Origin of the sequence: Falsiphaeobacter marinintestinus (genome assembly GCF_007923355.1) — a bacterium.
Taxonomy (GTDB): domain Bacteria; phylum Pseudomonadota; class Alphaproteobacteria; order Rhodobacterales; family Rhodobacteraceae; genus Phaeobacter_A; species Phaeobacter_A marinintestinus.
This window is the reverse complement of record NZ_VOGO01000016.1, coordinates 23,154-46,952: the sequence shown is the minus strand read 5'-3', so window position 1 is coordinate 46,952 and position 23,799 is coordinate 23,154. Positions and strand designations below refer to the sequence as shown.

Annotated in this window: 25 protein-coding genes; 14 read left to right on the top strand and 11 right to left on the bottom strand. The window is 60.3% G+C overall.

Features of this window, described 5'->3' with window-relative positions:
• The 5 genes from FOY56_RS21560 to FOY56_RS21545 form a co-directional block, all read right to left on the bottom strand.
• A complete protein-coding gene (locus tag FOY56_RS21560) occupies window positions 1-1,191 on the bottom strand; it encodes an acyl-CoA dehydrogenase family protein (RefSeq protein ID WP_146348224.1) in 1,191 nt (396 codons plus the stop codon).
• 99 nt (window positions 1,192-1,290) lie between these two features.
• Window positions 1,291-2,466 (bottom strand): acetyl-CoA C-acyltransferase, encoded by a 1,176-nt coding sequence (locus FOY56_RS21555; protein ID WP_146348246.1) that lies wholly within the window; start codon window positions 2,464-2,466, stop codon window positions 1,291-1,293.
• Window positions 2,466-4,559, bottom strand: a complete 2,094-nt coding sequence (locus FOY56_RS21550; protein WP_146348223.1) for a 3-hydroxyacyl-CoA dehydrogenase NAD-binding domain-containing protein — start codon at window positions 4,557-4,559, stop codon at window positions 2,466-2,468. Before FOY56_RS21550 ends, FOY56_RS21555 begins: the two co-directional genes overlap by 1 nt.
• A 286-nt stretch (window positions 4,560-4,845) precedes the next feature.
• Window positions 4,846-4,989, bottom strand: coding sequence for a hypothetical protein (locus FOY56_RS23700; RefSeq protein ID WP_186766423.1), 144 nt, complete (start codon window positions 4,987-4,989; stop codon window positions 4,846-4,848).
• A gap of 55 nt (window positions 4,990-5,044) precedes the next feature.
• A complete protein-coding gene (locus tag FOY56_RS21545; RefSeq protein WP_146348222.1) occupies window positions 5,045-5,764 on the bottom strand; it encodes an FkbM family methyltransferase in 720 nt (239 codons plus the stop codon).
• Between the two features lie 314 nt (window positions 5,765-6,078).
• Between FOY56_RS21545 and FOY56_RS21540 the strand changes: the two genes are divergently transcribed.
• Window positions 6,079-6,777 (top strand): type 1 glutamine amidotransferase, encoded by a 699-nt coding sequence (locus tag FOY56_RS21540; RefSeq protein ID WP_246139557.1) that lies wholly within the window; start codon window positions 6,079-6,081, stop codon window positions 6,775-6,777.
• Window positions 6,778-6,965: 188 nt separating this feature from the next.
• Here the strand turns inward: FOY56_RS21540 and urtE are convergent, their stop codons facing one another.
• From urtE to urtA, 5 genes are all read right to left on the bottom strand, one after another.
• Window positions 6,966-7,661 (bottom strand): urea ABC transporter ATP-binding subunit UrtE, encoded by a 696-nt coding sequence (gene urtE / locus FOY56_RS21535; RefSeq protein WP_146348220.1) that lies wholly within the window; start codon window positions 7,659-7,661, stop codon window positions 6,966-6,968.
• A 3-nt stretch (window positions 7,662-7,664) separates the two neighbouring features.
• A complete protein-coding gene (gene urtD / locus FOY56_RS21530) occupies window positions 7,665-8,405 on the bottom strand; it encodes an urea ABC transporter ATP-binding protein UrtD (protein ID WP_146348219.1) in 741 nt (246 codons plus the stop codon).
• Window positions 8,402-9,634, bottom strand: a complete 1,233-nt coding sequence (gene urtC / locus FOY56_RS21525) for an urea ABC transporter permease subunit UrtC (protein WP_146348218.1) — start codon at window positions 9,632-9,634, stop codon at window positions 8,402-8,404. Before urtC ends, urtD begins: the two co-directional genes overlap by 4 nt.
• A 99-nt stretch (window positions 9,635-9,733) precedes the next feature.
• A complete protein-coding gene (gene urtB / locus FOY56_RS21520) occupies window positions 9,734-11,683 on the bottom strand; it encodes an urea ABC transporter permease subunit UrtB (protein ID WP_146348217.1) in 1,950 nt (649 codons plus the stop codon).
• A gap of 52 nt (window positions 11,684-11,735) precedes the next feature.
• Window positions 11,736-13,013, bottom strand: a complete 1,278-nt coding sequence (urtA, locus tag FOY56_RS21515; protein WP_146348216.1) for an urea ABC transporter substrate-binding protein — start codon at window positions 13,011-13,013, stop codon at window positions 11,736-11,738.
• Window positions 13,014-13,409: 396 nt separating this feature from the next.
• On the opposite strand from urtA, the gene FOY56_RS21510 reads away from it, so the two are divergent.
• The 13 genes from FOY56_RS21510 to FOY56_RS21455 all read left to right on the top strand — a co-directional run bounded on the left by FOY56_RS21510 (window position 13,410) and on the right by FOY56_RS21455 (window position 22,507).
• Window positions 13,410-14,249 (top strand): urease accessory protein UreD, encoded by an 840-nt coding sequence (locus FOY56_RS21510; protein ID WP_508619522.1) that lies wholly within the window; start codon window positions 13,410-13,412, stop codon window positions 14,247-14,249.
• A gap of 2 nt (window positions 14,250-14,251) precedes the next feature.
• Complete coding sequence (locus FOY56_RS21505; protein WP_146348214.1) at window positions 14,252-14,554, top strand: urease subunit gamma; 303 nt, start codon at window positions 14,252-14,254, stop codon at window positions 14,552-14,554.
• Between the two features lie 25 nt (window positions 14,555-14,579).
• Entirely contained in the window at window positions 14,580-14,750 is a 171-nt protein-coding gene (locus tag FOY56_RS23695) for a hypothetical protein (protein WP_186766422.1), read from the top strand.
• On the top strand, window positions 14,747-15,055 hold the full coding sequence (locus FOY56_RS21500; RefSeq protein WP_146348213.1) for an urease subunit beta: 309 nt from the start codon (window positions 14,747-14,749) through the stop codon (window positions 15,053-15,055). The genes FOY56_RS23695 and FOY56_RS21500 overlap by 4 nt, the downstream gene beginning before the upstream one ends.
• Window positions 15,056-15,161: 106 nt before the next feature.
• Entirely contained in the window at window positions 15,162-15,983 is an 822-nt protein-coding gene (locus tag FOY56_RS21495) for a cyclase family protein (RefSeq protein ID WP_146348212.1), read from the top strand.
• A 3-nt stretch (window positions 15,984-15,986) separates the two neighbouring features.
• A complete protein-coding gene (locus FOY56_RS21490; protein ID WP_146348211.1) occupies window positions 15,987-16,382 on the top strand; it encodes a carboxymuconolactone decarboxylase family protein in 396 nt (131 codons plus the stop codon).
• A gap of 5 nt (window positions 16,383-16,387) precedes the next feature.
• The gene (locus FOY56_RS21485) at window positions 16,388-16,828 is read left to right on the top strand and encodes an SRPBCC family protein (protein ID WP_146348210.1); all 441 of its coding nucleotides are present in this window, start codon (window positions 16,388-16,390) and stop codon (window positions 16,826-16,828) included.
• 3 nt (window positions 16,829-16,831) lie between these two features.
• Complete coding sequence (gene ureC / locus FOY56_RS21480) at window positions 16,832-18,592, top strand: urease subunit alpha (protein WP_146348209.1); 1,761 nt, start codon at window positions 16,832-16,834, stop codon at window positions 18,590-18,592.
• A 141-nt stretch (window positions 18,593-18,733) separates the two neighbouring features.
• Window positions 18,734-18,958: a DUF1127 domain-containing protein gene (locus tag FOY56_RS21475; RefSeq protein WP_146348208.1), complete on the top strand. Its 225-nt coding sequence runs from the start codon at window positions 18,734-18,736 to the stop codon at window positions 18,956-18,958.
• A 52-nt stretch (window positions 18,959-19,010) separates the two neighbouring features.
• Window positions 19,011-19,490, top strand: coding sequence for an urease accessory protein UreE (ureE, locus tag FOY56_RS21470; RefSeq protein ID WP_146348207.1), 480 nt, complete (start codon window positions 19,011-19,013; stop codon window positions 19,488-19,490).
• Complete coding sequence (locus tag FOY56_RS21465) at window positions 19,480-20,130, top strand: urease accessory protein UreF (RefSeq protein ID WP_146348206.1); 651 nt, start codon at window positions 19,480-19,482, stop codon at window positions 20,128-20,130. The genes ureE and FOY56_RS21465 overlap by 11 nt, the downstream gene beginning before the upstream one ends.
• Window positions 20,127-20,765, top strand: coding sequence for an urease accessory protein UreG (ureG, locus tag FOY56_RS21460; RefSeq protein WP_146348205.1), 639 nt, complete (start codon window positions 20,127-20,129; stop codon window positions 20,763-20,765). Before FOY56_RS21465 ends, ureG begins: the two co-directional genes overlap by 4 nt.
• 5 nt (window positions 20,766-20,770) lie before the next feature.
• Complete coding sequence (locus FOY56_RS21455) at window positions 20,771-22,507, top strand: sugar phosphorylase (protein ID WP_146348204.1); 1,737 nt, start codon at window positions 20,771-20,773, stop codon at window positions 22,505-22,507.
• A 68-nt stretch (window positions 22,508-22,575) separates the two neighbouring features.
• On the opposite strand, the gene FOY56_RS21450 is transcribed toward FOY56_RS21455, so the two are convergent.
• Window positions 22,576-23,796 carry a glycosyltransferase family protein gene (locus FOY56_RS21450; protein WP_146348203.1) on the bottom strand — a complete coding sequence of 407 codons (1,221 nt, stop codon included), beginning with the start codon at window positions 23,794-23,796 and terminating at the stop codon, window positions 22,576-22,578.
• Between the last annotated feature and the right edge of the window lie 3 nt (window positions 23,797-23,799).

Below are 23,799 nucleotides of genomic sequence, written 5' to 3'. Positions count from 1 at the left end.
TCAGCCTCCCATCTTAACTTTGGCGATGATCCCGCGCTGGATCTCGTTCGATCCGCCAAAGATCGACAGTTTTCGGTTGTTGAAATAGTGCGGCGATACGGCGGTGGCATAGTCCGGCCCGATCGGATCGTTGTCGCCCTCAATCGCTTCCGAGGCGAACGGCATCGCGTAAGGGCCTGCCGCGCGGCGGGCAAGGTCGTTGATTTCCTGACGGATGATCGTGCCTTTGACTTTCAGCATCGAGGCCTCGACGCCCGGCGCACTGCCTGCGGCCGCTTGCGACACGATGCGCAGATTGGTCGTGGACATCGCCATCAGGTCGATTTCGACCTGTGCGACACGCGCCATGAAATGCGGGTTTTCGATCAGTGGGCGACCGCCCGACATCTCGGCCCGCGCCATCCGCTTGACCGTGTCCAGACCCGCCTGACTAAAGCCAACACCCGCGATGTTCGTGCGCTCATGGGTCAGCAGGTACTTGGCATAGGTCCAGCCCTTGTTTTCTTCGCCGACAAGGTTTTCGACGGGCACGCGCACGTCGTCAAAGAACACCTCGTTCACCTCGTGCGTGCCATCCAGCAGGATGATCGGGCGCACTTCGATGCCGGGGGTGTCCATGTCGATCAGCAGGAAGGAAATGCCTTCCTGTTGTTTGACGTCCGAATCCGTGCGCACAAGGCAGAAGATCCAGTTGGCGTGCTGGCCCAGTGTGGTCCAGGTTTTCTGACCGTTGACCACATAGTGATCGCCATCGCGCACGGCTTTGGTTTTCAGCGACGCAAGGTCCGATCCGGCGCCGGGCTCGGAATATCCCTGGCACCACCAGTCTTCGCCGCTCAGGATGCGCGGCAGGTAATGATCCTGCTGCTCTTTCGAGCCGAATTTCTGCAGCACAGGCGCCAGCATCGCCAGCCCAAAAGGAATAATGCGTGGCGCATTGGCCATCGCCGCCTCTTCTTCAAAGATGTGACGCTGCACGGCGTTCCACTCGGCGCCACCGAATTTCTTCGGCCAGTTCTGAGCCAACCATCCCTTTTCGTTCAGAGTGGCGTGCCAGTCTTCCATGTCCTGTTTGGACAGCGAGGCCTCGCCGCGGGCCTTGGCGCGCAGTTCGTCCGAAACCTTTTCATCCAGGAACACCCGCACCTCTTCGCGAAATGCCTGTTCCTCGGCTGTATATGCCAGATCCATACCGGCGATCCTTTCTTGCAACGGTCATGCCAGGGGGGGCCCGGGAAACCGGGCCGCGCGGGCCCTGCCCTCGATGGGCAGGGCCCGCGCCGTTTGGCTTCAGTAGATTTCGAACAGGCCAGCGGCACCCATGCCGCCGCCGATGCACATCGTGACAACGCCCAGCTTGGCACCGCGACGTTTGCCTTCCAGCAACAGATGGCCGGTTGTGCGGGCTCCGGTCATGCCGAACGGGTGGCCGATGGCGATGGAACCGCCGTTGACGTTGTATTTTTCCGGATCGATGCCCAGACGGTCACGGCTGTACAGGCACTGGCTGGCGAAGGCTTCGTTCAGCTCCCACAGGTCAATGTCATCGACCGTCAGGCCCTGACGTTCCAGCAGGCGCGGCACGGCAAAGACCGGGCCGATGCCCATTTCGTCGGCTTCACAGCCTGCAACGGCAAATCCCTTGAACGCGCCCAGCGGTTCCAGCCCGCGTTTTTCGGCCTCACTGGCCTCCATCACGACCACGGCGGCCGCACCATCGGACAGTTGCGAGGCGTTACCGGCAGTCACATAATTGCCTTCGCCCCGGACCGGAGTCAGGCTGGCAAGCCCTTCCAGCGTGGTGGTCGGGCGGTTGCATTCGTCACGATCCACGGTGACGGCTTTCGTCGAAATCTCACCGGTTTCCTTGTCCTTGACCGCCATTACGGTTTCGGTCGGCACGATCTCATCCGCGAACTTCCCGGCCTGTTGCGCCGCAGCGATCAACTGCTGACTGCGCAGCGAATATTCATCCTGGTATTCGCGGCTGACGTTATAGCGTTCGGCGACGATGTCGGCGGTTTCGATCATCGTCATGTAGATCGACGGGTAATGCTCCATGAGCCAGGCGTCGGGTGCATGGCGTGCTTTGGGCTGCACCATCGAAATGCTTTCAACGCCGCCTGCCACGATCGGCCCACTGCCGCCCGCCATGATCGCGTTTGCGGCCAGGGCGATGGTTTGCAAACCGGACGAACAGAACCGGTTCACGGTCATGCCCGACACGCTGGTCGGCAGGCCGGCGCGGATCGCGATCTGGCGCGCGATGTTGCTGCCGGTTTCGGCTTCGGGGGCGCCGCAGCCCATGATGCAATCTTCGATCTCGCCCGCGTCAAGGCCCGAACGCGCAACTGCCGCCGCAACAGCGGAGCCGCCCATGGTCGCGCCGTGGGTCATGTTGAACGACCCGCGGAAAGATTTCGCCAGCCCGGTGCGGGCGGTGGATACGATAACAGCCTGTCTCATCATGAGGCCTCCTTGTTGAGATCGTCAAAGGTGCGGCCTTCGGCCACGAGTTGTTCCAGAAGCGGGGCGGCCTGCCAGAAATAGGGATCGTCCTTGGCCCATTTCTGAATATCGGCCAGCAGCTCTGGCAGGCCAACCATGTCGGCCCATTTCATCGGCCCGCCGCGATAGCGCGGGAAGCCATAGCCATAGAGCAGCGTCACATCAACATCGAGCGGGCGCAGCGCGATGCCTTCGCCCACAACCTTGGCCGCTTCGTTCACCATCGACGCCATATACCGGCGCACGATTTCGTCTTCGGTGAATTCGCGGGGGCTGATGCCTTGCGCATCGCGGTCGCCTTCGATCAGCGGGATGACCTGAGGGTTTGGCACGCGCGACTTTGGTCCGGCGGAATAATCATAATACCCCATGCCGGTTTTCTGACCAAAATGCCCGTCTTCGCAAATCTTGTCGGCATAGGTCGAATCCCGCGCCGCCGGATCAAGCCCTTCGGCCCGTTTGCGTTTGCGCACAGCCCAGCCGATGTCCAGTCCGGCCAGATCGGCGACCGCGTAAGGCCCCATGGCAAAGCCGAATTTCTCAAGCGCCACGTCGATCTGATAGGGCGAGGCGCCGTCCAGGATCATGTGGTCAGCACAGGTGCGATAAGTCGACAGGATCCGGTTGCCGATGAACCCGTCGCAGACACCGGCCCGAACCGAGACCTTGCCCATCTTTTTGCCCAGAGCGAACCCTGTGGCGACAACGTCGGGGGCCGTCTTGTCGGCAACGACAACCTCCAGCAGCTTCATCACATGTGCGGGCGAAAAGAAGTGCAGCCCGATCACGTCTTGCGGACGTTTGGTGACGGCGGCAATCTCGTCCACGTTCAGATACGACGTGTTCGAGGCCAGGATTGCGCCCGGCTTGCAGACGGCGTCCAACTGGGTGAAGACGGTTTTCTTCACGTCCATGTCTTCGAACACGGCTTCGATCACCAGATCGACATCGCCCAGATCATCATAGCTGGTGGTCAGGGACAGCGCTTTTTCGGTCAGGTCTTCGTATTTGTCCTGGCTGATTTTGCCGCGCTTCAAGGCTCCACCAAGATTTTTCTGGATGCGCCCCTTGGCAGCGGCTGCGGCCTCGGGGGTCATTTCAAGCATGGTGACGTTCAGGCCAGACAGCAGCGCCGAGGTCGCGATGCCCGCGCCCATGGTGCCGCCTCCGATTACGCCAAGGGCGTTCAGATCGCGTGGGGCGATGCCGTCGATTTCCGGCAGTTTGCCCACGGTGCGTTCCGCAAAGAACGCGTGGATCAGGCCCTGACGCTGGTCGGTGGCCATCAGTTCCATAAACAAATCGCGCTCGCGCTTCATGCCTTTGTCAAAGGGCAATTCACAGGCGGCCTGAATGCCGCGCACGGCGACCGCCGGAGCCAGCTGGCCGCGCGATTTTTTCAAAACAGCCTCGTAGAGCGCGTCGAAATCCACCGCGGCAGGGGCATCCATGTCACGGATCGGGCGACGCCCAGCACCGCTATCGAGCAGCTCTTGCGCATAGGCCAGACCGATCTCGCGCGGGGTGCCTTCGGCAACCTTGTCGAGGATCCCCAGATCCAGCGCCTCTTTCGCACCGACCTGACGACCGGAAGTGATGATATCAAGCGATCCGTCGATGCCGATCAGACGCGGCAGACGCTGGGTACCCCCAGCGCCGGGCATCACGCCAATCAGCACTTCGGGCAGGCCAACGCGGGCCGACGGGACCGCGATGCGGTAATGCGAGCCCAGAGCGATCTCAAGCCCGCCCCCCAGCGCGGTGCCATGCAATGACGACACAACGATCAGGTGTGACGCTTCGATGCGCGAACAGACGTCAGGCAGGAAGGGTTCTTTCGGCGGCTTACCGAATTCGCGGATGTCGGCACCGGCAAAGAAGGTGCGCCCTTCGCCATAGATCAGGACCGCTTTGGCCCCATCCTGTTCGGCGCGTTCGATACCTTCGACAAGGCCGATGCGCACATCATAGCCCAGCGCGTTGACCGGCGGATTGTTTGACGCCAGTACGGCAATATCACCGACGCGTTCGTATTGGATGACCTGAGACATCTGGTCCGTCCTCCCCTGTTTCTTGATCGTGGCCGTTTGAATTGCGGCGCGATCAGACCATTTCCCGACTGTGGCGCAGGGGATGGCCCCCTGTCACAGTGCAAGCTTTGCGCGGGCCCGGGGTCCTCCTCCCAGATCCGCGCATTTCACATTGCAGAATAACTTTCCGCAAAACCTGCGCGACACTATTCGCGACTCAGATCAAAGATCAAGCCACATTCCCGCCGCGCACACTGGAACGCCGCGACCGAATGACAGCAGCGCAGTGCCGGGACATGCCGGCGTTTCAGTCGGGATTGACGATACCGTTCCGGACCGATCCGTCAAACAGATCCGGCACCACGCCGTAAAACGCTGCGTCATTGGTGTGCAAGCGGGAGACGTTCAGCCAGGGCCAACCGGCCGGGCGGGGGCGCTGCCCCCGTCGCACATGCGTGCGACTCCCCCGGAGTATTTATCAAAGAGAAGAAGGAAAGGCGCGGCTGTCAGGCGGCGCTTTCTTCGCTTTGAGCGGCGCGTTCGCAGGTCCAGACAAAGCGGGTGGATTTTTTGTCAACCTTGGCAAATCCCGCTGATTTCAGGATAGTCTTGCATTCAGCCACGCCTTCCTTGCCGTAAGCACCGGGATGGAATTCAAGCACGATGGCGCGGAAGGCGGCCAGGTCGGCGTGACGCAGCAGCTCAAGTTCTCCACCTTCGATGTCCATGATCAGGACGGTGGGTTTGAGGTCGTCGCAAACCGTGGCGAAATCGGCTGTGGCGATGTCGACCTTTTCCATGGCGCGATCCGGGTCGCCGTCAAGCGATGAGCCAAGATAGCTGTTATGTACATAGAACGGGATCGTGTCCGGCCGGTCCGTACCACTGATCAGAACCGTGTTTTGCACGCTGATACGGTCTTCGAGACTGTTGGCGGCATACAGCGCGCGGATTGTCGGAATGAGGTTCGGGTTTGCCTCGTAGGAATGCACCGATTTGGGGGAGCGGTTGAGCGCAACCACGGCACCCACTACGCCGATCCCGGCGCCGATTTCAAGCACCACATCGTCTTCGCACACCACATGCAGCGCACCGGCGATTTCCTGACCTTCATAGCGCGCGGCATTGATCCGTTCGATCCGCTTGTCGTTCAGGAAGTCGGAAGCCGGAACCTTGACGCCCAGGCATTCGGCGGCGATTTCCGGGGATTGGGATTGCTCGGTCATTGCCGATCCTCTTGTTCTGCTCTTGCTGCGCGCATCCTGCGGAGCCGTCGAGCGAAAAGCAAGCGCAAGTCAGCCACCGAAGCGCCAATTTGCCGGTGATTGAAACCGACCGGTCACAGCCATCTGGTCCGTTCCGGGCAAACCGACAAAAACGCAGCACAGGTTTTTTTGGGCAGGTGAGATTGATATTGCCCTTGAAGGCCGCTGGTCTGATCAAAATCAGGCTATCCTTGCCGGGTGTTTCGAACAATGATCAGCCCTATCGTTTTGCAGACGGAAGCCTGGTGAAAAAGCACATGCGCCTGACAATACTCATGACCAACACCGACGAAAGCGAATTTGCGCAGCAACACCCCAAGGATGGTGAGAAGTTCACTGCGCTGATCCAGATGGCACGACCGGGTTGGACAACTGACGTATTCCCGGTCAAAGACGGTGTGTTTCCCGCGGACCTTTCGCGATGTGACGGGGCCATGATCACCGGAAGCCCGACGTCGGTTCATTGCGGTGAGGCGTGGGTGGACCAGTTGCAGGAGTTGATCCGGCAGATGGTTTGGGCCCGTGTGCCCGTGTTTGGTGCCTGCTTCGGCCATCAGGTCATTGCGCTGGCTTTGGGCGGAGAGGTCGGGCGCAATCCGGATGGGTGGGTGCACGGATTGACCGAAAACCGGTTGGAAGCACGCCCCGACTGGGCGGTCGGTCTGCCCGATCCGGTTCATCTGTATGGCAGCCACGCAGAACAAGTGACCCGCTTGCCCGAGGGCGCGCGCGTGTGGGCCAGTGGCCCCGGCTGCCCTGCCAGTGGAATGCTGATCGGAGACAGCGTGATGACGACCCAGCATCATCCGGAAATGTCTCCCACGTTCATACATGCGCTGACCGAAGAGATGAGCGATCTGCTGGGCCCCGAAAGGACGGCGCAGGCCTTCCAAACGCTCAAAACACGGTCAGATCAGGCGAGATTTGCCGAGGGCCTTGCCCAGTTTTTTGAGTCCGCTCAGCCCAAAACCTGAAATCCGCCTGCGGCGGATGCCTCTGGCAAGAGTATTTCGGAAAGAGAAGACATAGCGGTTACGCCCATATCTTCTCTTTTTAAATACTCACAATTCGACTCTGGCCTCGGGCGCAGGTTGTAGGGGTACAGCGCAGTGTGGTCGGTTGATCGCTCGGCACATGGGTACCCCTCGCGGTCTGGACGCATTCAGACAGACACGGCGGCGACCAGATCGTCGCGGCTGAGGGTCTGCTTGTCCCCTTTCGAGATCACCTGCCCCCGGCGCAGGATGACGAAGTCGTCGGCATGGTCATAGGCAAAGTCGAAATACTGTTCGACCAAAACAATCGCCATGTCGCCGCGATCGCGCAGGTAGTCGATGACGCGCCCGATTTGCTGGATGATATTGGGCTGGATGCCTTCGGTCGGCTCATCCAGCAGCAGGAGTTTCGGCTTGGTGATCAGGGCGCGCGCAATGGCAAGTTGCTGCTGTTGCCCGCCCGACAGATCACCGCCGCGACGGCCAGACATGTCTTTGAGCACGGGGAAAAGGTCGTAAATCTCATCCGGGATGACATGTTCGGATTTCGGCAGGCAGGCAAAGCCGGTTTCAAGGTTTTCAGTCACCGTCAGCAACTGAAAGATGTCGCGGCCCTGCGGGACGTATCCGACGCCCATTTGTGCCATTGCGTGCGCGGGCAGTTTGCCGATCTCTTGTCCGTCAAAGCTGATCTGTCCGCCAGACCGGGGATGGGTGCCGGAAATCGCCTTGAGCAGGCTGGTTTTGCCGACGCCATTGGTGCCCATGACACAGGTAACGCGGCCAAGGGCGGCCTGCATCGAGATGTCATAGAGGATCTGTGATCCACCGTAATGCAGGGTGAGGTCGTTGATCTTAAGCATGGGTTAGCGCCCCAGATAGACGTCGATGACGTCCTGATTTTGTGTGACGTGATCCAGCGATCCTTCGGCCAGAACCGAGCCTTCGTGCAGGACGGTGACTTTGCACTCAAGACGGCGCACGAACTCCATATCGTGTTCCACGACCACGACGGCGCGGGTTTTGGCAGCTTCGGCCAAAAGCGCGGTGGTGTGTTCGCGTTCTTCCAGCGTCATCCCGGCGGCGGGTTCATCGACCAGCAAAAGCTGGGGGTCCTGCGCCAGCAACATGCCGATTTCGAGCCATTGTTTCTGGCCGTGGCTGAGCTCGCCTGATTTGCGGTGCAGCTGGTCGGCAAGGCCGATTTCGCTGGCCAGTTCTTCAGCCCGGGCATTGTCGCTGGATTTCGGTTTGAAAAACAGCACGCCCCATGGGGTGCGGTCGTTCTTGATGGCCATCATCAGGTTGTCGAACACGCTTTGGTCTTCGAACACCGTCGGGCGCTGGAATTTGCGGCCCACCCCAGCCTGGGCGATCTTGGCCTCGGACATTTTCAGAAGGTTCACGGATTTGTCGCCCCAGATCACCCGGCCCTCGTCAGGGCGGGTCTTGCCGGTGACGATATCCATGAAGGTGGTCTTGCCTGCGCCGTTCGGGCCGATGATGGCGCGCATTTCTGCCGGGCCAATCTTGAAGCTGAGATTATTGATCGCCCTGAACCCGTCAAACGAGACTGAAACGCCGGAGACTTCCAACAGGGTGCTCATTGCTCGGCCTCCTGTTCCTGAAGCGATCCGGCATCGGGGCCGAGATCCTTGCCGTGGCGGTTGGGTGGGGTGCGCCCCGAAATCAGGTCGAACAGACCGCCGATGCCTTTGGGCGCGTAGAGTGTGACCAGCACGAAGCTGAGGCCCAGAACCACCTGCCACCAGTCGACCCAGTTGACCGTGTAGACGCCAAGGTTGATCGATGGCACCTGACCAGAGGTGAACCATGTCGAGACCAGGCTGACCAAGGCAGCACCGATGACTGCGCCATAGATCCGGCCACGCCCGCCGATGGCCACCCAGACCGCCAGATAGATCGACGCGATGGGGGCCATTTCGGCCGGGTTGATGATGCCCGCCTGCGGATAATACAGCGCGCCTGCGATCCCGGCGATGATGGCGGTGAGGACAAAGACGAACAGCTTGTAGCCTTCGACCGAATACCCAAGGAAGCGCACCCGCGCCTCGTCATCGCGGATGCCGCGGATGACACTGCCGAATTTGCCCGACACGACCCAGGCGATCAGCACATAGCCAAGGCCAAGGGCGAGGGCCGAGGCCCAGAGGAACCAGACCGACAGGGTGGATTGCGGCACGGCGTCGAGGCCGGGCAGGTTTTGCAGGCCCGAAAGGCCATTGTTGCCGCGCAACCCGCTGTCGTTCTGGAAGAGATAGAGCGCCAGCGCCAGTGTCATGGCCTGTGTCAGGATCGAAAGATACACACCGGTGACGCGGCTGCGAAACGCCAGCCAGCCGAAAATCAGCGCCAGCAGGCCCGGGACCAGAACAACCAGCGCCAGTTGCATCGGCAGGCTGGCCGAGAACAGCCAGATCGTCGGGAAATCAGAACTGCCGACGACCCCAAAGATCTGGGTGCCGATGGCATCCACGACCTCTTGATCGGTGGGGGGGATGGCGGCGTTGGACATGCTTTCGGTGATGATCAGGCGCGTGCGCTCATACATCAGCCACATGCCGATCATATAGCCACCAAGCCCGAAAAACGCCATGTGGCCAAGGCTGAGGATACCGGCATAGCCCCAGACCAGATCCATCGCGATAGCGACGAGGCAGAGGCAGAGCGTTTTACCCAGCGTCTTGATGAAGCTGGTCGAGATCAGTCCGACGCCAAAACCGTCGCTGAGGATGGTCGCGCCCAGCGTGAACAGCGCAAGGCAGGCGATGAAGACCAGAACGGAGGGGTTTTTAAGGAAGAATGAACGGCTCATGTGGTGCCTCCGATCCGGTGGCTGGGGGGCCAGCCCCCCAGACCCCCCGGGATATTTTGAGCAAGAGGAAAAGCAGTTGTGCATACGTGTTGCATCGGCTTAGTCCCCTGCCGCACGGCCTTTGAGGGCGATGATGCCCCTTGGCCGGAACTGGATGAAGATGATGATGAAGATGATCATATAGGTTTGCGCCGCGAGCGTGTTGGACGGGTTCATCCATTCGATGCCCTTTTGCAGGAAGCCGATCATGCCCGCGCCCAGAAGCGTGCCCCAGATATTGCCAACACCGCCCACAACCACGGTCATGAAGCTTTGCACGATGTAATCGGATCCGAGTTCGGAGGTGACCTTGGCATAGAGCCCGATGGCGACGCCCGCGATGCCGGCAATCCCCGACCCAAGGCCGAAGGTCAGCATGTTCACCTTATCCGGGTTGATGCCCATAGAGCCCGCCATGCGCGGGTTTTGCGTAACGGCGCGGGTTTCGAGGCCAAGGCGGGTGCGGTTCATGATGAACAGGAACACGGCGAGGAAGATCATTGCCAGGCAGAAGATCGCGATGCGGATGTAGGAGATTGAGACCACGTCGTTCATCACCCACGCCCCGTCCAGCCATGCTGGTGACGTCAGCGGGCGGGCCTGTGTGCCAAAGATGTTCTTGGCGATCTGTTGCAGGGCAATGGAAATCCCGAAGGTGGCCAGCAGGGTTTCCAGCGGGCGGTGATAGAGCCAGCGGATGACCAGACGCTCCATCGCCACCCCTGCCCCGAAGGTGACCAGAAAGGCCACCGGGATCGCGACGATGATCGAGAGCGTGTAGTCGGGGATGATCTGCTGGATCACATAGCCGGTATAGGCGCCCATCATGATGAATTCACCGTGTGCCATGTTGATCACCCCCATCACGCCGAAGGTGATAGCAAGGCCGATGGCGGCGAGAAAATAGATCGAGGCAAGCGAGAGCGCATCAAGGCTGAGGTCGAGAGTCTGGTACAGGCTGACGTTCAGTTCGATATCAGTCAGCGCATCCTGCGCGGCGTCGGTGACCTGTTGGGACGGTTCCAGATAGGCATCATAGATGGTGAATTGTGCCAGCGCGGCCTGCTGATCGGCGGGTGTGACGCGAGGCGGCACCGTCCCGTTTGCGGCCAGCGCATCATAGGCCAGTACGCGTTTTGCCGGATCACTTAGGGTGGCGACCGGAATGCTGCCGACGGTGCCGCCGTCAATATGGGCGGCCAAAGCGTTGCGGATATCGTCGGGTTCGATCCGGGCCGGGGCCAGCCAGGCGGCCACGATCAGATCATAGGCCTCGGTTTCGGTCAGGTCGGTGCCGGGGACCAGAACTTTGGCGACATTTTCTGTGCCCGGGGTATCGCCATCGGCGATCTTGCGAGTTGTATCCAAGAGCGGGTTCAGCGTGGCGCGCACGTCAACACCAAGATCGCCGGCCATGCTGTCGATGGCGACGATGCGTTCGGCATCATCCGCGCCGTAGCTGATGGTCAGAAGCGTGTTCAGACGATCCTTCTGCGCTTTCAGCGTGGGATCGGTTTCGCTTTCGATCGAAGCGCGCAGGGGGGGCAGCAATTCCGGCGCGGGGTCACGCTGGATCGAATCGAGCGCCGCGGCGCGCAGTGACGGATCCGGGTCGGTCAGCTGGAACTGGACCAGAGCAGTGCCGATCATTGCCTGCACGCCGCTGTTGGGTTTGACCTGTTTGAGCTCTTTCTTGGGATAATCCCCGACGCGTTCGCCGGTATCGAAATCGGTCAGGCGATAGACGCGCTTTTCGACTTCTTCGCCGATAAAGAACTGGCCGTCTTCCTTGCGTTGCCAAATCTCGCGGGCCTGCCATTTTTGCAGGATCAGCTGGACCTCGGGCAAGCCGCTGGCGGCCATGGCGTCAATCGTCGGCTGGATGGTCTTTCGCGAGCTTTTGATAATCGCGGACCCGTGGGCCTGCAACAGATCCTGCACGGGGCCAGCGAAGGCGGGGACTGGGATCAGCAGGGCGAGGGCGACCAGGGCCGCAAGTAGATGCCGCATGTTGGGGTTTTCCTTGGATGAAAGGGGGCCAAAGCCCCCTTTCGGGTCTGGATCAGTAGTTGGACTGGATCTGAACGCAGGTGTTGGTGTCGGTGTTGTACATACCGCAACCCAGTTCTTTCCAATCGGACTTGAGCACAGCCGATTCCGGCAGGAAATCGGTCCAGGCGTCGCCCGGGACTTCGGTGGTCTGGCTGATGATGTCGAACTGACCGTCATCCTGGATTTCGCCAATCAGAACCGGCTTGGCCAGGTGGTGGTTCGGCAGCATCACGGCAGTGCCGCCGGTCAGGTTTGGAACCTCAAGACCGTACATCGCCTCGCGCACTGCATCGACATCGGTGGTGCCCGCAGCCTCGACCGCTTTGACGTACATGTTGAAACCAATCACGTGGGCTTCCATCGGGTCGTTGGTCACACGATCTTCGCCAGCAAAGGCTTTCCACTTGGCGATGAATTCATCGTTCAGTTCGCTGTCTGCGGACTGGAAATAGTTCCAGGCAGCAAGGTGGCCAACAAGGTTGGTGGTGTCGAGACCGGAGAGTTCTTCTTCGCCAACCGAGAAGGCAACAACGGGGATGTCGTCAGCCGACACGCCTGCAGCAGCCAGTTCTTTATAAAAGCCGATGTTCGCGTCACCGTTGATGGTGCTGATCACGCCGACTTTCTTGCCGTCTGCGCCCAGCGCGACAACGTCAGCCACGATCTTGGACCAGTCAGAGTGGCCGAATGGCGTGTAGTTGACGAAGATGTCTTCGGCCGCGATGCCTTTTTGCTGAAGATAGCTTTCGAGGATGTTGTTCGTGGTGCGGGGATAGACATAGTCGGTACCCAGCAGCGCGAATTTCTCGACGCCCAGTTCATCCAGGAAATAGTCGGTGGCCGGGATCGCCTGCTGGTTGGGCGCGGCGCCGGTGTAGAACACGTTCTTGGACGATTCTTCGCCTTCGTATTGAACCGGATAGAACATCAGGCCGTTCAGTTCTTCCAGAACCGGAAGCGCCGATTTGCGGCTGACCGAGGTCCAGGATCCAAAGATCACGTCGACATCTTCGACGGTCAGCAGTTCACGGGCCTTTTCAGCGAACAGGGGCCAGTCGGATGCCGGGTCGACCACGACGGCTTCCAGCATGCGGCCATTGATGCCACCCGCTTTGTTCTGTTCTTCGATCAGCATCAGCATGGTGTCTTTCAGAGTGGTTTCTGAAATGGCCATGGTGCCGGACAGCGAGTGCAGGACGCCGACCTTGATCGGGTCTTCAGCGAAGGCCGGTGCCGCGAGGGCGCTGAATGCCAGCGATGCGGCCAGGGCTGTTTTGGTGAAAGTCATGGAGATCCTCCAGGGCAAGCGCACGCTGTGGACACCTTGTGCGGAACACAAAGCCGACCTAGGTACGTCTTGCGACGTTAAGTTGCAAACCGTGTGACGGCCGTTTCGATTCCCACATCTGGTGGTCGTCACACACCCAATCCGGCACGCTGCAGTGCGGCGACGTGATCAAGCAGGTGCATTCAGGGGGGACAGGCCCTTTGATCGCAACCGAACGGCCCGAATTGGCCGTGAACAACTGATCGCTTGCACAAATTTTGACCGAAAACCCCACAACTGCACAATAATTAATCCGCAAGCGCCGTGAGATTGGGCATTTGGGGCGGTTGCTCTGTTGTCCGAAGCCGCTGACGGTCAAATGATGGGCATCGACACAGCGCGAATCCGGAGAACTTCATTTCAATTGCCGCACATATCACGCCCCGGCCTGTTGCCCCGCTGCAGCCCCGTGCCCGTGGCGAGGCGCGTCTGAGTGTAAAGGCGCGTGGCAATCTGACGGTTCTGGACGAGATGTACCTTAAGGGGTCGATGAAAGTGCTGTTTCCGCGCACGTCCGGCAACAGCATGACAGGTGTGCTTCTGAACACGGCAGGCGGTATCACTGGCGGTGACCGCTTTGACATTAACGCCCATGCCCGGACCGATTGCCACCTGATCCTGACCACGCAAGCCGCCGAGCGTGCCTATCGCGCGCAACCCGGCGAAACCGGGCGTGTGTCGACCAGACTTACAGTGGATGAAGGGGCCCGAATCGACTGGCTGCCGCAGGAAACCCTTCTTTATGATCACAGCGCGCTGGATCGGCAGTTGACCATTGATATGGCCGACACCGCCCGGTTCGTGATGTGTGAACCCGTGGTGTTTGGACGTGTCGCGATGGGCGAAACCGTGGCGCGGGGCGCGTTTCGGGACCGTGTTGATCTTTACCGGGGCGGGCGACTTTTGTTTGCCGATCGTACCCGTCTGGATGGGCAGATTGCCGAAACGCTGCGTGGCCTTGCCACCGCCAAAGACTGTGCCGCGATGGCCAGCGTTCTGTTGGCCGCGCCGGATGCGGATCGTTTTCTGGCCCCGGCGCAAGCATTGATGCCTGCAACTGGTGGCGTCAGCCTGATCCGGACCGGCCTTTTGTTTGCCCGTCTTCTGGCGACCGATTCCTTTGAATTGCGCCGTACCCTTCAACCGCTGATCCAACTGTTAAGCGGTGACCAAATCCCAAGAACCTGGATGATCTGACCATGCAACTGACCCCCCGCGAGAAAGACAAACTGCTGATTGCGATGGCCGCCGAAGTGGCCCGCAAGCGGCTGGCCCGCGGCGTGAGCCTGAATTACCCCGAGGCGATTGCCTTGATCACAGACGCGGTGGTCGAAGGCGCGCGCGACGGGCGCTCTGTCGCCGAGATGATGCAGGCCGGCGCCCAGATCATCACCCGCGATCAATGCATGGAAGGCGTGGCCGAGATGATCCACGAAGTGCAGGTCGAAGCCACCTTTCCGGACGGAACCAAGCTGGTGACCGTCCACAACCCAATCCGCTGACATTTATCCCAAGGAGCACACCGCTATGACCCGACTGGCCCTTATCCCTGCTACCCTGACCGCCGGACCGGCCTTTGCCCATTCGGCTGGCCACGCCCATTTCCACGAAACGGATGGCATGACCCTGTTGCTGGGCTTTTCTCTGATCGGCATTGGCGCCGGGGCCGCTGCGTTGATGCGGGTGCGCAAGAAATGATACCCGGAGAGCTGTTTCCGGCCGAGGGTGAGCTGACCCTGAACGCGGGGCGCGTGGCAATCACCCTGATGGTCGCCAATACCGGGGATCGCCCGGTGCAAGTGGGCTCGCATTATCATTTCGCCGAATCCAACAGCGCGCTGGACTTTGATCGTGATGCCGCGATGGGGCACCGTCTGGACATTGCAGCGGGCACTGCTGTGCGGTTCGAACCCGGTCAGCGCCGCGAGGTCCAGTTGATCCCGCTGACAGGGGCGCGTCAGGTGTTCGGATTCAATCAAAAGGTCATGGGACCGCTCGACTAGGGAAAAATACCCCTCAAGGGTCGCTCCGGTGCTACGCTCAGGTTTGGCAGAAACAGGCGAAACCTGCCGAAGCGCAGGATAACGACAACTTCAGGGAGTGAATTCTATGTGTGATATCTGTGTAATAAATTCCGTGAAAGACCGCATGCTAAGTCGGCGTGCCTTTTTTGCGTCGGCTGCTGCGGCGACCGCCGGGGCCGCCGCTTTGGCGACTGGGGCGACAACTCCGGCGATGGCCGCCGGACATGGCGGCGTGGTGGACATGACCCATGTGCTGGACGCCGACTTCCCAACTTATTTCGGTGTGCCCGGCTTTGAGGCCACACAGGCCTTTAACTTCAAGGAGAGCGGGTTCAACCTGTTCAACCTTGCGATCAATGAACACACCGGCACGCATATTGATGCGCCGCTGCATTTCTCGGCCGACGGTCAGTCGGTGGATGAGATCCCGGTGTCCAATCTGGTCTGCCCGCTGGCGGTGATCGACATTGCGGCGAAGGCTGCCGAGAACGCCGATGCCCAAGTCACCCCGGATGACATCAAGGCCTGGACCGATGCCAACGGCCCGATCCCGGATGGGGCCTGTATCGCGATGCATTCCGGCTGGGCGCCCAAGGTTGGCAGTGAAGGCTTTCGCAATGTCGGCGCGGATGAGGCGATGCATTTCCCCGGCTTCCATGTCGAAGCCGCCAAGATGCTGATGGAAGACACCGGCGCCGTGGCGCTTGCAGTGGACACTCTGTCACTGGATCACGGACCGTCGGCGGATTTCGCAACGCATTATGCCTGGTTGCCGACCAACCGCTATGGCATCGAAAACCTGACCGGGCTCGACAAGGTTCCGGCGGCGGGCGCGACACTGGTCGTCGGTGCCCCCAATCATCGCGGCGGCTCGGGCGGGCCAGCACGCATCTTTGCGATGGTGTAAGATATGGGAACTGTTCCGCTTTTGTCGGATGAAGAGGTCAGCGCAGACGCGCTGGCCGTCTTCACCGAAATCCGCGAAGTCCGCCAGACGGATTTCATCAACAATTTCTGGCGTTCGCTGGCGCATGACCCGGCCCTGTTGCGCGCGACATGGGACCGGCTGAAAGTCGTGATGGCCCCCGGAGCCTTGGATCCGCTGGTCAAAGAGATGCTGTATGTCGCGGTATCAACGGCCAATGGCTGCGAATACTGCGTGCATTCGCACACGGCCGCAGCGCGGGCCAAGGGCATGACACCCGAGATGCATGGCGAATTGCTGGCCGTGATCGGCATGGCCGCTCAAACAAACGCGCTGGTCACTGGGCTGCAGACGCCTGTCGATGATGCGTTCAAGGAGTAATCGGCGTGCAAGTTGTAGAGGAAACCCATGATTACCCCGTTCCGGCCAAGCAACTTTGGGCTCTGGCAACGAATCTGGATCACCTTGAAACGATGAATGCCCCTTTGATCAGGTTTTCTACACTGCCCGATGGTCGTCTGCGCACCGGTCTGGTGATTGAAACGCGCGTTTCAGTTTATGGTGTCCTGCCATCCCAGCCCTATCGGATCGAGGTCTTAACCTGCGATGACGACACCATGTTGGCCCAGACCACCGAGAGCGGCTCTGGCGTGCGCAGTTGGAATCACACCATCACCGTGACCGAAACAGAAAACGGTTCCCGCCTGACGGACCGGATCGAGATCGACGCAGGCGTGCTGACTTTCGCCTACGCATGGTGGGCGCGCAAACTGTATCGCCATCGCGACACGCCCCGACGAACCCTACTTGGACTGAACAAGGACTGATCAATGCCCGCAACCATTTCCCGTGCCGATTATGCGGCCATGTTCGGCCCCACCACCGGGGACAAGCTGCGGCTTGCCGATACGGACCTGATCATTGAGGTCGAAAAGGATCTGACAGCTTTGGCTGTTGGAGCGGCCACGACAGGCGGCAGCGGGGACAACGCCGCGATCTATGGCGAAGAGGTCAAGTTTGGCGGTGGCAAGGTGATCCGCGACGGGATGGGGCAGGCTCAGACCACGCGGGCGGCGGGGGCTGTGGATACGGTCATCACCAACGCTCTGATCGTCGATCATTCAGGCATCTACAAGGCAGACGTCGGACTGAAGGACGGGCGCATTGCCAAGATCGGCAAGGCAGGCAACCCCGATACACAGCCCGGCGTGGATATCATCGTCGGTCCCGGCACCGAAGCGATTGCCGGTGAAGGGCGCATTCTGACCGCAGGCGGGTTTGACAGCCACATCCATTTTATCTGCCCGCAACAGATCGAAGACGCGTTGCATTCGGGCCTGACCACCATGCTGGGCGGAGGCACCGGGCCAGCCCACGGAACCTTGGCCACCACCTGTACCCCCGGTGCCTGGCACCTTGGCCGTATGTTGCAGGCCGCAGATGCGTTCCCCATGAACCTGGCGTTTGCAGGCAAGGGGAATGCATCGGTCCCCGCCGCTTTGGAGGAACAGGTCAAGGCAGGCGCCTGTTCGCTAAAGTTGCACGAGGATTGGGGCACCACCCCGGCAGCCATCGATTGCTGTCTGAGCGTTGCGGATGCGATGGACGTGCAGGTGATGATCCACACCGATACGCTGAACGAATCCGGATTTGTGGAAAACACCGTGGCCGCCATGAAGGGCCGCACCATCCACGCCTTTCACACCGAAGGGGCGGGCGGCGGCCATGCACCGGACATCATCAAGATCTGCGGTGAGCAGCACGTGCTGCCCTCGTCAACCAACCCGACGCGCCCCTTCACCGTGAACACGCTGGAAGAGCATCTGGATATGCTGATGGTCTGCCATCATCTGGACAAATCCATCCCCGAGGACGTGGCCTTTGCCGAATCCCGCATCCGGCGCGAAACCATCGCCGCCGAAGATATCCTGCACGACATGGGCGCGTTTTCGATCATCGCGTCGGACAGTCAGGCCATGGGACGCGTCGGCGAGGTTTTGATCCGCACGTGGCAGACGGCCGACAAGATGAAGAAACAGCGCGGACGGCTGGCGGAAGAAACCGGAGAGAACGACAATTTCCGGGTGCGTCGGTACATCGCGAAATACACCATCAACCCGGCGATTGCCCACGGGATGAGCCAGGAGATCGGCAGCATCGAGGAAGGCAAGCGCGCCGATCTGGTATTGTGGAACCCTGCGTTTTTCGGCGTGAAACCCGAAATGGTGCTGATCGGCGGTACCATCGCCTGCGCGCAGATGGGCGACCCGAATGCGTCGATCCCGACGCCGCAACCGGTGTATTCGCGCCCGATGTTCGGGGCTTTTGGTCGGTCAGTGGAAAACTCAGCCGTGGTGTTCGTCTCTGAGGCGGCGCAGGCCGAAGGCATCGGCAAATCGCTGGGGCTGGCCAAGCAGACCGTGGCGGTGACCAACACCCGCAACATCGGCAAGTCCGATCTGATCCTGAACGACGCCACGCCCGAGATCGAAGTGAACCCGGAAACCTATGACGTGCGCGCCGATGGCGAACTGCTGACCTGCGAACCGGCAGAAGTTCTGCCGATGGCGCAGCGCTATTTTCTGTTTTGAGGAACCAAAAGGTAATCATGACTGACCTAGACTTGCACCAAACGCACAGCGGGTATTCCGCCATGGGTCTGGTTTATGCTGCAGGTGCAGCATATCTTCCCTGTCATTGGGAGCGACTGTACAAACAAGGATACATGTCCAATGGCACATACCACTGTAAACGCTCCGGCTTCTGCATCGGTTCTCGACAGCATCAGCCGGGTTTTCAACTCGTTCTTTTCGGTTCTGGTTCGCCTTGGCGAAAGCAGCGCCAAAGCCCGTCAGATCAACGCTCTGATGGAACTGAGCGACGCCGAGCTGGAAGCACGCGGCCTGAAGCGCGAAGATATCGCACGTTACGTGTTCCAGAACTGCTACTGGGTCTGACCAACAGCACGGCCCGTCACAGGGCCAATGCGGCAAACGATGGGGGCAGCGTATGAGCACCCCGTCTCTGACCACCCTTAAGTACGACGCGCACGCCCACCGGCCCACGCCGGTAGGGCGCGTTTCTCTGGACTATGACGGCCGTTTCCTGCGCCGCAAGGTTCTGCGGCTTGACGATGGACGATCGGTTCTTGTCGACCTGCCCAAGACCACATCGCTGGATGACGGCGGCGTGCTGATCCTTGAGAACGGCGACGAGATCGCGATTGTGGCAGCCCCCGAGCCGCTGCTTGAGGTCACGGCCGACGATCTGATCCGCATCGCCTGGCACGTCGGCAACCGTCACACCCCCTGCCAGATCGAACCCACGCGCCTGCTGATCCAGCGCGATCATGTCATTAGCGACATGCTGAAGCTGCTGGGCGCAACAACCCGCGAGGTGGTTGAGCCATTCACGCCCGAAGGCGGCGCATATGGCCACGGGCGCACGCATTCCCATGATCATGGCAACGGGCATGCCCATGCCCATTGACCCCGCCCCGCTTCTGACGCTCGCGCAATGGCTGTCACCTGCCTATCCGGTGGGCGCGTTCAGCTATTCGCACGGGCTGGAATGGGCGGTCGAGGTGGGTGAGATCCATGACGGGCCAAGCTTTCAGGCCTGGCTGGAACAGATCCTGATCCATGGGGCCGGACGCACGGATGCGATTTTGCTGGCCGAGGCGTGGCGCGCACCGGATGATCAGAGCTGCCACGACATTGACGATCTGGCCCGCGCTTTGGCGCCGTCGCGTGAACGCGCGTTGGAAACCGAACAGCAAGGCCAGTCTTTTGCACGGGTCACGGCTGACGTCTGGTCCCTGCCCCTGCCTGCCTATACCTATCCGGTGGCGGTGGGCTGGGCGGCGCGGATGCTGAACCTGCCGTTGCCCGAAACGGTCTTGCTGTACACCCATGCCTTTGCCGCCAATCTGACCTCGGCATCGATCCGGCTGGTGCCTCTGGGGCAGACCGAAGGCCAGACCATTCTGGCCGCCCTTGCCCCGTTGTGCGCCGATTTGGCCGCCGATGTGCAAACGCTGACGGTTGAGGATCTCGGCAGTGCCTGCATGATGGCCGACGTCGCATCCATGAAACATGAAACCCAATATTCGAGGCTGTTCCAGTCATGAGCTCACCCAACGGACCCTTGCGCATCGGAATCGGCGGCCCTGTCGGTGCTGGCAAAACCACACTGACGGCTGCCCTGTGCCGCGCGCTGCGCAACGATTTCTCGGTCGCGGCGATCACCAACGATATTTACACGCAGGAAGACGCCGAAGCCTTGATGCGGATGCAGGCCCTGCCGCTGGAGCGGATCAAAGGCGTGGAAACCGGCGGTTGCCCGCATACCGCCATCCGCGAAGACGCGTCGATCAATCTGGCCGCAATCGCCGAGCTGAACGCTCAAATCCCGGATCTGGACATCGTATTGATCGAATCCGGTGGCGACAATCTGAGTGCGACGTTCAGCCCGGAACTGGCCGACATTACGCTCTATGTGATCGACACGGCTGCGGGTGAGGAAATCCCGCGCAAAGGCGGCCCGGCGATCACCAAATCGGACCTGCTGATCATTAACAAGACCGATCTGGCGCCTTATGTCGGCGCCTCGCTTGACGTCATGGATCGGGACGCCAAAAGGATGCGGGGCGCACGGCCTTTCGTCTTTGCCGCGCTGAAATCCGGCCAAAGCGTCGACACGGTTGTCGATCACATCCTTGCCTTGGGCGGCCTGTCGCGCCCGGCCAAAGCTGCGGCCCTCTGACGGTCATGCGCGATGTGTTCTCCCAAAGGCTGACCGAGCTGGTCAGTGCGATCTATCCTGATCTGCCCGCCGACATTCTGGCCAGCCAGATCGTCGATGCCTTCTGGCCCGACAACGCACCGCGCCGCAAACGCGCCCGCCCGCCAGGCAACAATTTCTGGTCCGAACATGATGCACTGGTCATCACCTATGGCGATTCAATTGTTGATGGACAGCATAAGCCGCTGGATCTGCTGCGCGATTTCCTGCACGACAATCTGCGCGGCACCGTGAACGGCGTGCATATCCTGCCGTTTTTCCCGTTCACCTCGGATGACGGATTTGCCGTCAGCGACTATCGCGCGGTGAACCCGGTGCTGGGCGACTGGCCCGACATCAGCCGGATCGCGGATGAATTCAAGCTGATGTCGGATCTGGTGCTGAATCATGTCAGCAGCCAAAGCCACTGGTTCAACGCATACCTGCAGGGCCATGAACCCTATGACCAGTTCTTTTTCGAGGCCTCGCCCGAGGATGACCTGAGCGAGGTTGTGCGCCCCCGCACCCACCCCCTGTTGCGCGAAGCCGAAACGGTGAACGGACCACGCCATGTCTGGTGCACGTTCAGCCACGATCAGGTCGATCTGGATTTCCGCAACCCCGATGTGCTGCTGGAATTTCTGGCGATCATGCGGCTGCACATCGACAATGGCGTGCGGATCCTGCGGCTGGATGCGGTGGCGTTCCTATGGAAAGAAATCGGCACCAATTGCATCCACCTGCCCCAGACCCACGCGGTTGTGCGCCTGATGCGGCTGCTGTGTGACTATGCAACGGAACCGGTCATCCTGCTGACCGAAACCAACGTGCCCAGCGCTGAGAACCTGAGCTACTTCGGCAACCGGAATGAGGCGCATGTGGTCTATAACTTCCCGCTGCCACCGCTGATCCTGCATGCGATGCTGTCAGGCACGGCGCGATATCTGAACCGGTGGCAGGCCACAATGCCCCCTGCGCAACTGGGCTGTGCCTATCTGAATTTCTCGGCCAGCCATGACGGTGTCGGCATGCGCCCCGCCGAAGGCATCCTGCCCGACGCGGAACAGGACGCGATGATTGATGCTGTCCGACGTTTCGGCGGCGAGGTGTCGATGCGCGCCCTGGGGGGCGGCAAGGAAAAACCTTATGAGCTGAACATCACCTATTTCGAGGCGATGAAAGGCACGTTGCACGGCGAGGATGACTGGCACATCCCGCGTTTTCTGACCTCGCAAACCATCGTGATGTCGCTTGAAGGCATCCCGGCCTTTTACATCCACGCCCTGCTGGCGACGCCGAACGATCACGACAAGTTCGAAAAGACCGGCATGAAGCGGGCTCTGAACCGGCACAACTGGGATTACCCGACGCTGCGCGCGCGGCTGGCCGATCCTGAAAGCAATACCTCAAAGGTGCTCGGCGCCCTGAAAGCCCGCCTGCAATTGCGCAGCAAACAACCCGCCTTCCACCCGAATGCCACGCAGTTCACGCTGCAGGTCGATCACCGGATCTTTGGTGTCTGGCGGCAAAGCCTGGATCGTGATCAGTCGATCTTTGCCCTGCACAATGTGTCGGATCAAGAGATCGAGATCGACCCGGTGGCGCTGAACATGATCGATGGCGATACATGGACAGATCTGCTAAGCGGCGAGCGCGTGAACCCGATCGATACGCCGATCCGCTTTAGCCCCTACCAGTGCCGGTGGATCACCAACCGGACCTGATCCCTTTCTTCTCTTTGCAAATACTCCGGGGTTTGGGGCAGCGCCCCAACCGGCCCGCCGGCCGGCCCCTACCCCAGATCGTCGTAGTCGTCCGCCACGGCTTTCAGCATGTCGCGCATCAGGTCAGGATCGGCCGCGTGCACACGGCTCCAGGTCGGGATGAACGGGGTTTCGGACGGATTCGACAGGAACACTTCTCCGGCGCGCATGATGTTTTCGGCAAACAGCTCGATCGTTTGCTCTTCTTTATGTCGATCAATCGTCAGACCATTCATCGCAGCATCGTTGTAATAGCTTTCCAGAAGATCCAGCGCCGAGCGGTAATACGTTGCTTTCAGCGTGCGGAACACATGGGTGGTGAACACGGTGCCATCGGCGGCCAGCTTGCGGAAGATCGACTTGCAGATGTCCGTCGACATACGGTTCAGCCCGGCATCCTTGTCTTCGGGGCTCAGATCCTGATGCTTGTGATCATAGGCGTCCGAAATTTCGACCTGACAGACCGTTTTCGGCGCAAGGTTGCGCCATGCTTCGGACAGCACGCCAATCTCCAGCCCCCAGTCGGACGGCATCCGCAGATCCGGCAGGATCGACGTGCGCATGGCGAATTCACCTGACAGCGGATAGCGGAAGCTGCGCAGGTAATCGATGTAATCCCGATCTCCGATCACCTTTTTCAGGGCGATCAGCAACGGGCTGACCAGAAGGCGCGTGACCCGCCCGTTCATCGACCCGTTGCCAATGCGGGGGTAATAGCCCTTGGACAGCTGATAGGGGAAATTCGGGTTGGTCACCGGATAGACCAGCCGGGTCAGCATATCGCGGTTATAGGTGGTGATGTCGCAATCATGGATCGCGACCACGGCGCTGTCCTGACACGCCATCAGATAGCCAAGGCACCCCCAGACGTTCTTGCCCTTGCCGGGCTCAGTTGGGCCCAGACCCATCTGTTCAAGGCGTTTGCCGATCTCTTTCTGGCGCGGACTGTCGTTCCAGATCACCACATGATCCTGCGGCAGGCGGCTGAAATAGTCGACTGCGTGGCGGTACTGATCCAGATCAGCCCGGTCCAACCCGATAATGATGCGGTGCAGGTAAGGCACCTGGGACAGCTCGTCGACGATATGCGACAAAGCCGGTGCTTCAAGTTCCGAGTACAGCGATGGCAGGATCAGCGTGATCTTGCGAAACTGTGCAAAGGTCGACACCGCGTGGGTCATCGCATCGGGCGAGGTTGAGCGCAGGTTGTGCAGGGTCGCGATATTCCCGTTCTGTTGAAAGTCTGCCACGGC